This window comes from Natrinema longum (genome assembly GCF_017352095.1).
Classification (GTDB): Archaea; Halobacteriota; Halobacteria; order Halobacteriales; family Natrialbaceae; genus Natrinema; species Natrinema longum.
Window position 1 is genome coordinate 287,408 of the sequence record NZ_CP071463.1, and the last position, 13,674, is coordinate 301,081.

A 13,674-nucleotide genomic window follows, 5' to 3' on the forward strand; every position below is an offset into this window, starting at 1 on the left:
GATAACCTATGAATCCGTGATCAGCTAGGCATAGTCACTCACCTATGTGACGAAGAAAATATAGTTGTACTTCTGTACTCTATAATACATTATATCTTGTAGGACGAGTATCGCTTACTTTTCATAGAGGTCCTCTGAATCTCTTCGATTGCGATTCTCTAAAGTGAGAATATTAGCTGTTCAGAATTCAGTTAATGAGCGTTGCTGTAACGACGCGAGCCGCTCAGCGACAACTTCACGGAATTCCTCATTCAGTTCGTAGCCGATACACTGACGGTCAAATTCGAGAGCGGAAACCGCGGTTGTCCCACTTCCGAAGAACGGATCAAGCACCGTCTCGCCGGGATCCGTCGAGACCTTGACGATGCGGTTGATGAGCGAGGTTGGGTAGGGGGCCTTATGTAACACGTTCTGACCCGCAGTCCCTCGCTTCACCGGGTGCCGCCACAGATTACCGAGACGGTGTTTTTCCGTGACAGCAGGGTCTTCGAGACCGTTTTGTCCCTCTTCTTCTCGGAATTTGTGGTTCTTCGACTTTGATAGGTAGACGACGTATTCCTTCTTGTTCACCACGTTGCGATCAGTCATGCCAGCGATGGCGGTCGGCTTGTACCAAGTGACCATATCTTGGAGTACGAACCCAATATCCTCGGCCCGTTCAGCGATATGGTATGGCAGGAATTGGAGATCGCCCCGCTCCATTACGGTGTCAACAACTACCCACATCGTTCCGTCATCACGCAGTACATCGTAGCACTCACTCCAGACAGCCTCCATCCGGTCGTGGTAGTGTTCGTACGACTCATCGGCCGTCCCGATTTGATTCTCGTGTCCGTAGTCTTTGAGATCCCAATAGGGTGGTGAGGTGATAACCGACTGTACGGTCCCGTCCTCGACCTCAGTCATCTCTTCGCTTGTACTCCAGTGTACTTCGAGGTCGTCGATTTCGTCTATGTCGAGCATCTATCCACTCACCTCTTCACGTAGCACAGTCACATCAAGTGGCTCAGCAACGCGCTCCTCATCGGAGACCATATCTTCAATTTCGTTTGTCCAGAGTGTATAGACGGTCTCGCTTTCGTTGGTGCCCACGAGAACGCACCGACGGAGCGCCTCACGGAGAGGGATTGGCTCAACTTCATCGACCTCTTGGTTATCGGTCTGCGTGCGATCTTCATCTAGCCAGACGTTGCCTGGGTCCTTGCCGTCAGGGTTGTATCGACGGACCTTGGTGTTGTGGTAGGCGCTGTTACCTTCCTTGCGTTCGCCGCCCCACTCGTTGCCCTCGTATACGTGTGCCACACGGATGTCGTCCTTGTGGAACTGATATTCGCGTTTATCTTTCACGAAGAACAGGATTTCATCATATGCCGATTCCATATCGGCTCCACGGTCTTCCCATCGGTGGACTGTTATCGTGTTCTTCAGGGTGAGTCCTGATTCTTCTCTGGCGTAGTCAGCTACTGCCATCGCAATAGGCCACATACGGCCGTCTCGGTACGCGTTCGGCGCGACGACCCATAGCGTCTCGGTCGGGTCCATGCGCTCGTAGATAGCGCTCCAGACTCCCTCCGTCGCGCTAAGAACATCTTCCTGGGTGTCAGCATCTGACACCACTCTTTCGAGATCAACGAGGTACATCTGATTGGTCTCTCGTTTACCCTTTGGGGCACTTGACTGTTGCATCATCTTCACAGATAGGTAGGACATTACCAATGCATAGGCGCTTGGGTATACATCGCTTATCAGCAATCCATGCAAACCCCAGGACGAGATGGGGCTAACACTGACAGATGCGAAGCGCAGGATACTCGCCTTACTTGATGAAGAGCCCCGCCACGGCTACGCACTCGCCAACGTCCTCGGCAGACAAGGTCCTACGGTGTACGAACATCTACAGGAACTAGAAGAGGCCGGGTATATTGAGGGAAAGCAAGAAGGGCGACGGAAGATTTACTCGCTTACTGAGCGCGGCAAGCTCACTCTACAAGCTGAACGCGCCGGTGAGTGAACCGATTACCTGATACAGTAGACCTGATTGGAAGATGTAGAATATCTAAGCAAGGTTTCTGAAGTTCCAGATTACCTCCGGTCGTTGTTTCGACTGTTTCCTGTGGAACAGAGCTTTCGACTGGAGACGGACAGAAGTGGAGGAGGAATGCTGTGATTTTTGGGTGCTGTCGCCTTGGCGACACCCGCCAAGGGGTCGTTCGCGCGAAGTGCGAAACGACCCCGCAGGTGTTGCGGTGCGATCACGGTTCTGACCCCGCCCTCGAGAAACTGGTTCCAACCAGAGTTATCTAAGCAGCGATGGTATTCGACCGAGCGTGTAGCACACGGCGAAAACGAGAGTGGTGCTACCACGTGAGCCGGTTCCACGTTCTGCGACTGCGTCGACGAATCCGAATTCAGTCCCGCTACCGGGAGTCACGTCCGCTCGAGGCCACGGCGTTCGGTCGAATCGCTCCCCGACTTCGCCCACTTCTCGAGGCCTTCACTCGCGATCATCCCGACGTTCTCGAAGCTATCCGCGTTCAGTCGACAGCAAATCCGATCCATCTCGTTCCTCGAGACTCGCTGTAGCCATCGAGCGTCGCAACAACGCCGAATCGTTTCCGGCGAAAAACTAGACCGTGCTATTGCGACACACAGCACGTGTTGAACAACATGTCTGTCCTTGCTTTGCGGTTCCGAACACCTCGAGTGGCGGCACGAACGCGTCCCGACAGTCGGCATCTATTTCTCCTCGGTTCGGTTCAAACGCACACCCAGTACAGCGGTAGCGACGGCTAACAAAACCATCCAGACGACTATTGCCGCACCGATGGCGAATAGGAGATTGGGCCCAGCGAGGGCAACAAAGACATCCAGATACCGGACTATGTAATGGGCTACCCAGAGAAAGAGGAGCCCCGCAATGATGTAGAGTCCTGTTCCGACTGCCCTTCTCGGAGACTCCTTTCGTACAAGGAACGCGAACGTGAGCACGGTGATGACCGGGAATGGAAGTAGCGACTCCCACTGTAAGTTTATAATTGCATAGCTCACGTATCCAGCGACCAGCGCAGTCCCGACCGCTGCGATCGTCACCCACACGTCTGTTGGCAGATACCCGTCATCGGATGGCGGTGCTCCCGCCCCCGCCTTCCCGCTCGAGCCGTCTGTCGCCACTTCCTTCGCGGCAGTTGCCTCAGACTGACCGCTGCCGCATTCAGGGCAACTGTGCCCGCTCTGGACGGTCACACCGCAAGCCTGACAATCCCATATCATCTTTGATTCCTCCGAGAGCGATTCATATTCGCTCACCTATGCCTATTGAAAAACGTCTTGTGGGGACCAGCTGGCGGTGTTGTCCCTATCTTCTTCGAAGTCGGATCCGAGAGGTCGAGTGATACGATCGAACGGCTGTGTTGAATCGCCATACGGCGGTGGATTTCACTGTTTGACGGCCCGCTTGATGTTATAGACGACACACATCAGGGTAATTTCACGGAACTCTCGATACCAGGTACGCGCTCGCACGGCGTAGCCGAGCGAGCGCTTGATTGCGGAGTTCACGGTTTCAGTCATTGATCGCTGAGCGTACCGATTGTCGTCAATACGAGCGTTGTGAGCGTGATCGTATGGGGCGAAGATCCGATGTTTGATCAGCGGGCGAATGTCGAGTTCACGGAGCTGGTCGCGGAGCGCTTGCTTATCGTAGCCCTTGTCAGCGGCAAGGGACCGGAGATCGCCCGCATTCCGGCGGGCGATCTGCTCACAGAGGTCCGCGTCGCTTCCTTCTAACGTTGTTGAACAGTGGAGATCAAGAACGGCTTGCGTTGCTGTATCGACGAGTTTTGTGACTTTGAGCGTTTGAACGCGGTAATTCGTTCGGTGGCAGTAGTGGCGGCTCGCACGATCACGTTCGTAGAATGTTGCGTCGATAGCAGCGTGTTCAGAGGGGTTGTGCAGCTGCGCCGAGTGGCGCAGCAGCACTCGACAGACACTCATCTCGATCCGATCAAACGACTTACACAGCGTAGATGGATCGGGGAGATCGGCCACGTCAAGGCCGATCTCCCCTGTTATTTGCGGCATTTCCTTCAACAGATCGATCGTCATCCGGTAGGACGTATCGAGGTAAATCCGGAGGCAATGCAGCGAAATGAGGGCATAGTCGGCGAATCCGCCGCCACCAGTCGGGGCGGCGGATTCGCCTCGTTCACCCGTAACTCTTTGTGCAATCGAGACGCAACGCTCGGTGAAGCGGGAGATTTGTGTCATGGACAACCAAATTTCCCCGCTTCAACTCCTTCGATTTACTGACCTTCCCCGACGCCGTCTAGTGATTCAACGCAGCCGATCGAACATATTCTTGATTTATTCTTCCAGGAATAAAGCCTTCCTCATATAATTTAGACGTTACGTCAGGATATGGATTTACGTTCTCGATCTCGTAGTAGCTCCCTCTGGCACAAATAGACTGTCCCCGTCCGAGTGGCGGTGTTCAGATAAGGACTGAAAAGTGAGGCGGAGCGTTTTCCGAGTGCTCTATGCCCGAAAACGCTCGCTTCAACGGTTGTTTAGACGAGATCAACTTAGACATTGTCGAACGAGAAGTGACACATGTGTTTCTCGAACTGTTTTAGCAACGCCGAAGCAGAAACCGCCGACGAGCGGATCAGATCGTTCAGCTCCGCATGGAATCAGCTTATTTGAACACTACCCCGAAAACAAGGAAAGATATTATAGTCAATGAAAGGAATACTTTGTATTTATTGGAGTATAGTACCTCCATAGCGTCACTAGAGGCATATACGAATAATGACATCACACCAATCAATATATACAACGTAGATAAGATTGGCTCAACTGTTATGAATGCTATTGCTAGTAAGACCATTCCAATTGCCACTAGTGCTGTGGATAGTTTTCGCATACGATCGTTCTGAGTGAATCCCATGTAGTTTTCTGTGATTTCAGATATTGTATTCTTATTTAACACTATGGGACATAGATGTTTTGATTAGATAATATGACCCATTTATAAATCAAATATCGTAAGAAGTTTTATCAATTCATCGGGCTATGAATTATAGCGTAGTGTCAGAAACAACCTCCATAGCTATCATTAATTTCGCCCACATCATCCCAGTCATTTAAGAGAATTCTCTTATCATTTGAAGGTTCATATTCAGAGCATGATGTGTCATGATCTTCATAGAAGTTTTCATTTAGAGAAACTTTTGCATCTGTACAACCATGGTCTGGTAAACATCCGTGATTAATTAAATAAGTGAGTCCGCCAAGGCCTGCGATGCACCCGACACACCCGAGAGGATTACCCATTGCACAACTAGTACATCCCGTAATGACTCCTGTAAATGAGGTTATGGTCTGAATGACACACCCAATATCACTCAGGGAATTATTCCAGACACAGGCATCAACAACACAACAATTGGAATCGGATGCCGCGCTGGTGAATTTCTGATCACCTGTTTCTGATTTAATCTGTTCAGAAAAGTCGTTCTCTTTCACTACCACTTCCCTAGTAGATGACGAATGGTTCACTTGACCACCATTCTCATCCTCGTTCGGTTTATATATCGAAGTACTCCCACTATATCCAAAGAAAGTATAATTCAAATCAGAATTAACCTCGGATTCTTTAGCTTTCTCAAATATTTGAATAGCCGCGTTTGTTTGTAAACTGTTTTTGGTCGTATTATCTCCAATCCAAGACAAGAAAGCATCTTTTCGATCTTCAAACTGATTATGCAGTTCGATTACTGCCCATTTATACGACCCTGACTGAGTCGAAGTTTTTCCACATCTTGCACCCGACCAATCTGGTGTCCAATTTCTTCCTTTAGCTTCCTGAAGGACCTGCTTGAAACCGATCTCCTGCTTGGCCTCTCTAAGAACCTGTTCAATCTTGCTATTTTCTTCATACGTTTCGACATCCACATCACTTGGATCTTTACTCCTTGCTTGAACGGAGCTGGCGCCCACGATCCCAATGCCTGATGCTGCACCGACTGACTTGAGGATTTTTCTTCTCCTCATAATCTATAATATTTCTACAGGTATACAATACTATCTTATTAAAAAGTATTAAAATTCACTCTAATTACCTAATCCAAGGTGCGATGTTAGATAGTAATTAAACATCGTGTAGATGTGTCTTAGATACGCTCTGTTATTTCTCTGTCCATTATGCAACCCGAACGACAATGCAGATATGCTCATTACGATCGCCGTCGCAGAACAACGCCAATCATTCCGGCGCGGTCTGCCGGGGGCGTCCTATTGACCGTTTAAAAGGCATAATCGTGGTGCTCCGACGTATTTTCGGCGATTTTGTGTTCGATGGTCTCCCGATCAGCGTAAATAAACACGTCGTGGCTCATACGTCCATCTCGATTCCGAGTGCGTAGAGAATTCGTCTCGTCCGCTCGTTGGTGACGGTCGTAATCCTAAACCCGAGAACACGGCCATGCTGCGACGGTGAGGTAACGAAGCGCCCCGTCGGATAGTCCGACGTCGCTTCGTCGAGCCGCCCCTCTGCATCGTCTGGCTCGCAGCCGAATCGGGACTGTCACAGGCCGACGATCGTGTCTCGATCGGCCGGGCGGTACCGCCGAACGCCGAAGACGACGGGTCCGGTTCTGAATAGGTCGTGTTTGCTCATTGCTGTCGGTCGGTTCGTGGCCGGTTCTACCCGTTCGGCCTCGTCGACGCTGTCTGGAATTTTCCGGGCAGGTTCATTGATTTCGCCCTCCGCCCATGTACGCGCGGACCCGCTCCGCCTCTTGGCGAGCTCTCCAGCCGCGGAATAGCAGATACGCGAAGACAATCACGGTGAGCCAAATCATCGGTCCGAGGACATCGAGCCCGCGCATGAGCGGGACTGTAATCGTACCGGGCGCCGCGCTCTCGACGACCACGAATCCGGCGATACCGACGCCGCTCGCCGCTCTCCCAGTGGCGCATATTCGGGAACCGCGGGCCTATGTTGTACGATGCCTTTCGCTCGCCGCGCCCACGGCCCAGATATCCCACTCGTAGAGTCGCTCGGCGTTGATCCCGTCCGACAGCCGAGGTGCGAATCCCGACTTGCTATAGCTCACCTCAAGGAGCCAGGGCTCGCCATCGACTTCGGTCGTGATTTCGAGGTAGCCCTCGAAGGGCGGTCCGAGCATCACCGACGACAGCGCGTCGTACGGACCACGACCCCAATCGGGCCACTTCCAGCGGCCCTCGATCTCATGTGGTGTCGTCTCGATCTGCGACATCACGCATCCCCGGCCTCAGCGAAATTGGCAAGCGTCGATTCCGCGTCGTCGTCACTCTCGTTATCATCGGTGCCGAAGGAGTTTGTCGACGGGTCTGGATGGTGAACGACTTCGATGTCTTCGATCTGGGCGCTGATCGTGTTCGCGGGCAACCGTCGGTGACACCAGTGAACGTCTTTCTTCCGACAGACGAGCCAGACATCCCGCTCGCAAGCGCGGTCCGACAACTCCACGATCACCGTCTGTGAGCCCGGTTGCTTGAGGTGGTCTCGGTACCGCCGCTCGAAGTCGACGGAATTCCACGCGATCGCGGCCGGGTTTGACTCCCTGTTTTCGGCGGCGGCCTCTGCGGCGTTTCGGCCCCGATTGGCATTGTCGGCAACGCTCACAGCAACTCACCACGAACACGGCGAATCTCACGAAAGCAGTCGGGACACAGCGGTCGGGTCGTGGAGACGGTCGCCTCGCACTGTGGGCACTCGTCCCGTTCGGCGAACCGGGTCACACTGGATCACCTCCAGAGGTCTCGATCACCTCACTGACGTCGTCGGTCAATCGGGTCACTGGATGATCCATTGGCGTTCGGCTCTCGACGTCGAATAGCCGACTCGCTGGGACGAACCCAATCATCGCTGCGCCTCCTCGCCGTCGACTAGTGCCGGGCGGACCCGGTTCGAGCCCGTACGCTCGAGTCGGCGAGAACACCCTCGCTTGTGACCGGCTTCCGACTGACCGTCGAGCAACAGAGTACAACGGGCACCGCATTCGCCACAGCGGAACTCGCGGCTTTTCGTCGGCAGTGGTGTGAGCCCCCGGTTGATTCGGAGACGATTCGCTTCCGTTTCGGAAAGCGTCACGCTGACCACCTCGTCAGGTATAGATTCTTTCTAACAGATTTAATTCGTACGAAGCCGCAATAATTAAGGTCAGAGTGGGGTCGGAGGGATTTGAACCCCCGATCTACTGATATCTCCGGTGCGCCTCGGAACTCCAGAGGGTCATCACACGGACACTGATCAGGTGTCCGATCAGTATATCAGTCTGGAGTGTCGTCCCGGGCGCCGTAGCCTCTGGAGTCAGCCGCCATGCCTGGCTTGGCCACGACCCCTCGAGTCTCCGTTGGGCCATCGTCCCTAAAGTGGTTTCGATTCGGCACAGAATCGCGCTACAGCCACGGGGCCCGGCCCGCGGTGTCCGTCCCGTCGTCGCTGGGATACGGGTCGGACTCGCCACCCTGGTCCCCAGGCGCGGGCTCGCCCGCGTCGGCCCCGGCACCGTCGGCCATCGCGTCCAGCTGGGCCGTCGCGTCGGTCGGGGGCTCGTCCGCCTCGTCGTCGGACTCCCGGAACGGGAAGTCGACGGCGAAGACGGCGGCGACGAGCAACGCGGCCAGTGGAGCCTGGCCGAAGGCCATCCCCAGCAGGGACAGCGGGAGCAAGCCGAGCGCGACCGCGCTCCCGAAGCGGAACCGATCGATGTCCATGAACTCCCGGAGGTAGGGCCCGGTGAGGGCGATCCCGAGCGCGAAGCCGACGCCGACGGCGGCGGCCAGCGTCCCGTGGGCGACGAGGGCGGGATCGGCCATCACCGAGAACGTCGCCCCGGAGGGGTCGATGCTCGCGACCAGCCCCAGCCCGATAATCACGACGGGGTTGGGGAGGTACTCTCCGATCGTCGCGCTGGCGGTCTGGGCCGCGATCGCGAGGATGACCAGCGCCGCGAATCGGGTGATGGTGGCGTCGTCGAGGACGCTGCCGATCGCCGGTGCGAGGGCAGCCTGCACTGCCGCGAGCAGTATCAGCGGCACTCCAACGAGCAAGACGACGGTCGCCTGTTCGCGTGGCGTCCCCTCCATCTCCGCCAGAATGACGGCGACGGTCGCGCTCCCACCGAAGATCAGGAGCCCGACCTGGATCGCACCCAGGGGCTCGTCGAGTGCACCGGCTAAGATCAACGCGGGGAAGACACCGTCGACTAACGGTAACATCATCACCAGCGCCAGGAGCCTGGCGTCGCCGCCGACGATGCGCTCCATCTGGAGCGCGACCGGATGCCGTGACGTACTCATCGGTCAGGGCCGATGGCCGTGACCCGAGGCCAGTGGGCGATATGACGGGCAGTCCCGTACCGACCGGTGTGGAGACCAGTCGATCGCATTCGGCGTAGGGCCTCGAGCTGTGAGTTTACCTGTAAAATTCCCGAACGCGGCGTCGACGGAGTCGGAACTCGTCATGCCAACGGTTCGGAACGCGGCTGCACTCACAGCGTACATACCTACAGGAACGGGGGGACCGTCAATAAACGTTGTGTGAGACGGGATTTCACGACCCGGTAGTGTTCCGGCAGTAGCGTCCAGATCCGTGCGGAAATGCACAGGTCTGGACCGCATGCGTGGACTCGAGCCGACGGTCCGCCCGCGTCCCGAGATTGTACCCGTCAGCCGCGAAACCGGTCGGACCGCCCCGCGAGTCCGACCGAGGACGGGCGCGACGGTCACCACTGCGGGGCGAATCGCCCGTTGACGGCCCCGTCAACCGTTCACACCCGTATTTATCTCGCAACGCTTTTTGCACAGGGGGCCGGACGGCTTACATGGCGAACGACGTTCCAGAGCACGAGCCCTATTCTTCGAAACTGCAGGTACCGGAAGCGCTAACCTTCGACGATGTCCTTCTCCGCCCCAAGGAGAGCCGCGTCGAACCCGACGACGCCGACCTCACGTCGAACGTCTCGAGAAACGTCGAGGTCTCCGTCCCCATCCTCTCGGCGGCGATGGACACCGTCACGGAGAGCGACATGGCGATCGCGATGGCCCGCCACGGCGGCCTCGGCGTCCTCCATCGCAACATGAACATCGACGAGATGGTCGAGGAGATCGGTCGCGTCAAGAGCGCCGACGAACTCATCATCCCGCTGGATTCGGTCGTCACCGCCGACCCCGAGATGACCGTCCGCGAGGTCGACGAACTGATGGCCCGGCAGGGCGTCGGCGGCGCACCCGTCGTCAACACCCGCGGCGAGGTCCTGGGGATCATCTCGAGTACCGACATCCGGCCCCACCTCGAGGTCAACGAGGACGACCAGGTCACCGAAGCCATGACCGACGAGGTCATCACGGCCCACGAGGACGTCGACTCCCGCGACGCGTTCGAGATGATGTACGACCACAAGATCGAACGCGTGCCTGTCGTCGACGACGAGAACCTCCTCGTCGGCCTCGTGACGATGCAGGGCATCCTCCAGCGCCGCGAGTATCAGGAGGCCGTCCGTGACGAGGACGGTCGCCTTCGCTGTGGCGTCGCCGTCAGCCCGTTCGAGCAGGACCGCGCGGAAGCCGCCGACGAGGCAGGCGCGGATGTCCTCTTTATCGACACCGCGCACGCGCACAACCTGAACGTCATCGACGGCGCACGCGAGATCAAGGAGGCCGTCGACGCGGATGTCGTGGTCGGAAACATCGGCACCCGGGAGGCGGCCGAGGACCTCGTCGAGTTCGCCGACGGCCTGAAGGTCGGGATCGGCCCCGGTTCGATCTGTACGACGCGAGTCGTCTCGGGGTCGGGGATGCCCCAGATTACGGCCGTCGCGCAGGTCGCCGACGTCGCCGCCGAACACGACGTGCCGGTCATCGCCGACGGCGGTATTCGCTACTCCGGCGACGCGATCAAGGCGATCGCTGCGGGCGCGGACGCGGTCATGCTCGGCTCCTACTTCGCCGGCACCGACGAGGCACCGGGTCGCGTGGTCACGATGAACGGCAAGAAGTACAAGCAGTATCGGGGCATGGGCTCGGTCGGCGCGATGAAGTCCGGCGACAGTGACCGCTATCTCAAGGACGAACCCGACGAGGAAGACGAGTACGTCCCCGAGGGCGTCGAGGCCGCGACCCCCTACAAGGGCACGCTCAGGTCCGAGCTCCACCAGCTCGCGGGCGGCATGCAGTCGGGCATGGGCTACGTCGGCGCGGAGACGATCCCCGCGTTCAAGGAGCGCTCGGAGTTCGTCCGCGTCTCCTCGGCCGGCCAGGCCGAGAGCCACGCCCACGACGTCGTCATCACCGACGAAGCGCCGAACTACTCGCCCGACAGCGAGTAGCGACCGTCGCCGCTGAACGGTACCCTCTCGGAGCCACTGACAGTCACTGCACACCGACTCACACGACAGCGGTGCGAGTAGTGTGTCGATCGTCTCAGTGGCTCTATAATTCCGTCCGCCGGATCTTTCCGGTCGTCGTCGTCGGCAGTTCGTCGACGAACTCGATCTCGCGGGGGTACTCGTATTCCGCCAGCCGCTCCCTGACGAGGGTACGGATCTCCGTCCGTAACTCGTCCGATCCCGCTTCCTCTGGGACCGGCTGGACGACCGCTTTGATGATCTCACCTCGCGTATCGTCGGGCACGCCGACGACGCCGACCTGTTCGACGGCCGCGTGCTCGAGGATCGTCTCCTCGACTTCCCGCGGGGCGACGCGGTAGCCGCTCGTGATGATGAGGTCGTCGTCGCGGGAGACGAACCAGACGTACCCCTCTGCGTCGCGTTTCGCGAGGTCCCCGGTGAGGTGCCACTCCCCCGCGGTCACGTCGGCCGTCTTCTCGGGGGCGTTCCAGTACTCCTCGAAGAGCACGGGGTCGTCGCCGCGCCGAACGGCGATCTCGCCGACCTCGCCCGGCTCCACGGCCTCGCCGTCGTCCGGATCGACGACAGCGACATCGTGTCCGGGAACGGGTTTCCCCATACTTCCGGGCTTCGCGGGGAACCACTCGCGACAGTTCGTGACCAGCAGGTTCGCCTCCGTCTGGCCGTACAGTTCGTTGACGGCCGTCCCCGCCAGTTCTTCGTCGGCCCACTCGAGGATCTCGCTGGTCAGCGGTTCGCCGCCCGAGCAGATCGCCTCGAGCGAGAGGTCGTAGCGGTCGGTCGGCTCGTCGACCCCCATGAGCATCCGGATCGCGGTCGGCGGGACGAAGGCGTTCGTCACGTCGAATTCGGCGGCGATCTCGAACGCGGTTTCGGGATCGAACGACCCCATCGGGGAGCCGACGACCGGCCGGCCGTAGTGCCACGCGGGGAAGACGAGATCGCCCAGCGCGCCGATCCACGCCCAGTCGGCGGGCGTCCAGTAGACCGACTCGCCCCTGAGGTCCCGTTCGAAGTACATCGAAAACGCCGGACAGTGACCGATCCAGACGCCGTGGGTGTGGAGGACCCCCTTCGGATCGCCGGTACTCCCGCTCGTGTACATGATGATCGCCGGGGTGTCGGCGTCGGTCTCGACGACGTCGTACTCGCTCGAGCGATCGTCGACTGCCCCCTCGAAGGTGTGGACGCTCGCCTCGCCGACGCGCTCGTCCGCCGGCTCCGCGTCGACGACCAGGACGTGTTTCAGTGTAGGGCAGTCCGGCGCGACGGCGCGGATCGTCTCCCACTGGGCCGCGTCGACGACGGCGACTCGAGCCTCGCTGTCCTGCAGGCGGTATCGCAGGGCACCGTCGCCGAACAGCACCGACAGCGGGAGCGACACCGCCCCGCGCTTCCAGCAGGCGAGGTGGGTGAGGACGTTTTCGGGTTTCTGGGGCACGACGACCGCGACCCGGTCGCCACGATCGACGCCCATCGACTCGAGGGCGTTGGCGACGGCGTTGGACCGCCGGTCGAGGTCGTCGAAGGTGTACGTCTCGCGGCGACCGTCCGGGGACGCCTGGAAGAGCGCCGGTCGGTCGCCGTCCGGGTGTTTCCTCACGAGATCGGTCGCGGCGTTGAACGCCGCCGGAACGTCCCACGCGAACGATTCGCGCGCCGCGTCGTACGAGTCCGCCTCGAGCGTAACGTACCACGTCATACCACGACGTACCACGAAGGTCGGGATAAACCGTCGGACGAGTCACAGTCGACGGACCCGATGCGACTCGAGTTTAGAGGCGAGGGAACCGCGGTGTCTCGACGACCACGTCCACGCCCTCGAGTCGCGGATCCGACTGCAGGTCGGTCACGAGCTCCCGCTGTGGATCCGCGGTCCGCGACTGGGAGAGGGTTCGTTCCTCGTAGTCGCCGTCGCGTGGCTGCCAGCCGACGACGAGTCGCGCCCGACGCAGCCGCGTCCCGGTGACGAGGTGGAGTTTCTCGAGGGCCTCGAGCGGGACGGCGATGTTCCGATCGTCGAACGCCGCGATCGCGTCGGGGGGCAGGTCCGCGATCCGCTCTCGGTCGCGCTCGCCCATATCAGCCCGCAGGAGCAGCGATCGGTACGACTCGCCGACGAAACACCACAGGAGGCGCTCGTCGGTCACCACCAGCTCCCAGAACTCGAGCGAGTTCGGTCGCTGGCGAAACCAGTGTGTCAGTCGGGCGATGATCGTCTCGGTTGGCATTGGGTCCTCGCTTCCGTCGGCCGCGA

At 58.5% G+C, this 13,674-nt stretch carries 12 protein-coding genes, 1 tRNA gene and 2 pseudogenes; 3 read left to right on the forward strand and 12 right to left on the reverse strand.

The window, feature by feature from the left end; genetic code table 11:
- Nucleotides 1-180: 180 nt before the first annotated feature.
- Together J0X27_RS01380 and J0X27_RS01385 are read right to left on the reverse strand one after the other, a co-directional pair.
- A complete protein-coding gene (locus J0X27_RS01380) occupies nt 181-963 on the reverse strand; it encodes a DNA-methyltransferase (protein WP_207270709.1) in 783 nt (260 codons plus the stop codon).
- Complete coding sequence (locus tag J0X27_RS01385) at nt 964-1,710, reverse strand: DNA methyltransferase (RefSeq protein ID WP_242634232.1); 747 nt, start codon at nt 1,708-1,710, stop codon at nt 964-966.
- Between the two features lie 64 nt (nt 1,711-1,774).
- Here J0X27_RS01385 and J0X27_RS01390 point away from each other — a divergent pair, with 64 nt between their 5' ends.
- Nucleotides 1,775-2,011: a winged helix-turn-helix domain-containing protein gene (locus J0X27_RS01390; protein ID WP_207270710.1), complete on the forward strand. Its 237-nt coding sequence runs from the start codon at nt 1,775-1,777 to the stop codon at nt 2,009-2,011.
- A 416-nt stretch (nt 2,012-2,427) separates the two neighbouring features.
- Here J0X27_RS01390 and J0X27_RS18055 read toward each other — a convergent pair whose 3' ends face one another.
- From J0X27_RS18055 to J0X27_RS01400, 3 genes are all read right to left on the reverse strand, one after another.
- A complete protein-coding gene (locus tag J0X27_RS18055) occupies nt 2,428-2,559 on the reverse strand; it encodes a hypothetical protein (RefSeq protein WP_277410079.1) in 132 nt (43 codons plus the stop codon).
- Between the two features lie 177 nt (nt 2,560-2,736).
- Complete coding sequence (locus J0X27_RS01395) at nt 2,737-3,306, reverse strand: hypothetical protein (protein ID WP_207270711.1); 570 nt, start codon at nt 3,304-3,306, stop codon at nt 2,737-2,739.
- 129 nt (nt 3,307-3,435) lie between these two features.
- Entirely contained in the window at nt 3,436-4,266 is an 831-nt protein-coding gene (locus J0X27_RS01400) for an IS5 family transposase (protein WP_207270712.1), read from the reverse strand.
- A 348-nt stretch (nt 4,267-4,614) separates the two neighbouring features.
- Between J0X27_RS01400 and J0X27_RS01405 the strand changes: the two are divergent.
- Nucleotides 4,615-4,701, forward strand: a pseudogene (locus J0X27_RS01405) (IS6 family transposase); the annotation flags it as partial.
- 387 nt (nt 4,702-5,088) lie between these two features.
- Here J0X27_RS01405 and J0X27_RS01410 read toward each other — a convergent pair.
- The 5 genes and pseudogenes from J0X27_RS01410 to J0X27_RS01430 all read right to left on the reverse strand — a co-directional run bounded on the left by J0X27_RS01410 (nt 5,089) and on the right by J0X27_RS01430 (nt 9,348).
- Nucleotides 5,089-6,051: a hypothetical protein gene (locus J0X27_RS01410; protein WP_207270713.1), complete on the reverse strand. Its 963-nt coding sequence runs from the start codon at nt 6,049-6,051 to the stop codon at nt 5,089-5,091.
- Between the two features lie 903 nt (nt 6,052-6,954).
- Nucleotides 6,955-7,280 (reverse strand): annotated as a pseudogene (locus tag J0X27_RS01415) (DUF7845 domain-containing protein); the annotation flags it as partial.
- The gene (locus J0X27_RS01420) at nt 7,280-7,669 is read right to left on the reverse strand and encodes a DUF488 family protein, N3 subclade (protein WP_207270714.1); all 390 of its coding nucleotides are present in this window, start codon (nt 7,667-7,669) and stop codon (nt 7,280-7,282) included. The gene J0X27_RS01420 and the pseudogene J0X27_RS01415, both read right to left, overlap by 1 nt.
- A 543-nt stretch (nt 7,670-8,212) precedes the next feature.
- Nucleotides 8,213-8,388: transfer RNA gene (locus J0X27_RS01425), tRNA-Trp, on the reverse strand.
- 57 nt (nt 8,389-8,445) lie between these two features.
- On the reverse strand, nt 8,446-9,348 hold the full coding sequence (locus J0X27_RS01430) for a DUF5794 domain-containing protein (RefSeq protein WP_207270715.1): 903 nt from the start codon (nt 9,346-9,348) through the stop codon (nt 8,446-8,448).
- Between the two features lie 524 nt (nt 9,349-9,872).
- On the opposite strand from J0X27_RS01430, the gene guaB reads away from it, so the two are divergent.
- Nucleotides 9,873-11,375 (forward strand): IMP dehydrogenase, encoded by a 1,503-nt coding sequence (gene guaB / locus J0X27_RS01435; RefSeq protein ID WP_207270716.1) that lies wholly within the window; start codon nt 9,873-9,875, stop codon nt 11,373-11,375.
- A gap of 103 nt (nt 11,376-11,478) precedes the next feature.
- Here guaB and J0X27_RS01440 read toward each other — a convergent pair whose 3' ends face one another.
- A complete protein-coding gene (locus J0X27_RS01440) occupies nt 11,479-13,119 on the reverse strand; it encodes an acetate--CoA ligase (protein WP_207270717.1) in 1,641 nt (546 codons plus the stop codon).
- A 73-nt stretch (nt 13,120-13,192) separates the two neighbouring features.
- Nucleotides 13,193-13,648 carry a hypothetical protein gene (locus tag J0X27_RS01445; RefSeq protein ID WP_207270718.1) on the reverse strand — a complete coding sequence of 152 codons (456 nt, stop codon included), beginning with the start codon at nt 13,646-13,648 and terminating at the stop codon, nt 13,193-13,195.
- Nucleotides 13,649-13,674: the final 26 nt, after the last annotated feature.

Coding starts and splice junctions, on each gene's coding strand:
- J0X27_RS01380 (WP_207270709.1), bottom strand. CDS start 963: ATGCTCGACATAGACGAAATCGACGACCTCGAAGTACACTGGAGTACA.
- J0X27_RS01385 (WP_242634232.1), bottom strand. CDS start 1,710: ATGTCCTACCTATCTGTGAAGATGATGCAACAGTCAAGTGCCCCAAAG.
- J0X27_RS01390 (WP_207270710.1), top strand. CDS start 1,775: ATGGGGCTAACACTGACAGATGCGAAGCGCAGGATACTCGCCTTACTT.
- J0X27_RS18055 (WP_277410079.1), bottom strand. CDS start 2,559: ATGGATCGGATTTGCTGTCGACTGAACGCGGATAGCTTCGAGAACGTC.
- J0X27_RS01400 (WP_207270712.1), bottom strand. CDS start 4,266: ATGACACAAATCTCCCGCTTCACCGAGCGTTGCGTCTCGATTGCACAA.
- J0X27_RS01410 (WP_207270713.1), bottom strand. CDS start 6,051: ATGAGGAGAAGAAAAATCCTCAAGTCAGTCGGTGCAGCATCAGGCATT.
- J0X27_RS01430 (WP_207270715.1), bottom strand. CDS start 9,348: ATGAGTACGTCACGGCATCCGGTCGCGCTCCAGATGGAGCGCATCGTC.
- guaB (WP_207270716.1), top strand. CDS start 9,873: ATGGCGAACGACGTTCCAGAGCACGAGCCCTATTCTTCGAAACTGCAG.
- J0X27_RS01440 (WP_207270717.1), bottom strand. CDS start 13,119: ATGACGTGGTACGTTACGCTCGAGGCGGACTCGTACGACGCGGCGCGC.
- J0X27_RS01445 (WP_207270718.1), bottom strand. CDS start 13,648: ATGCCAACCGAGACGATCATCGCCCGACTGACACACTGGTTTCGCCAG.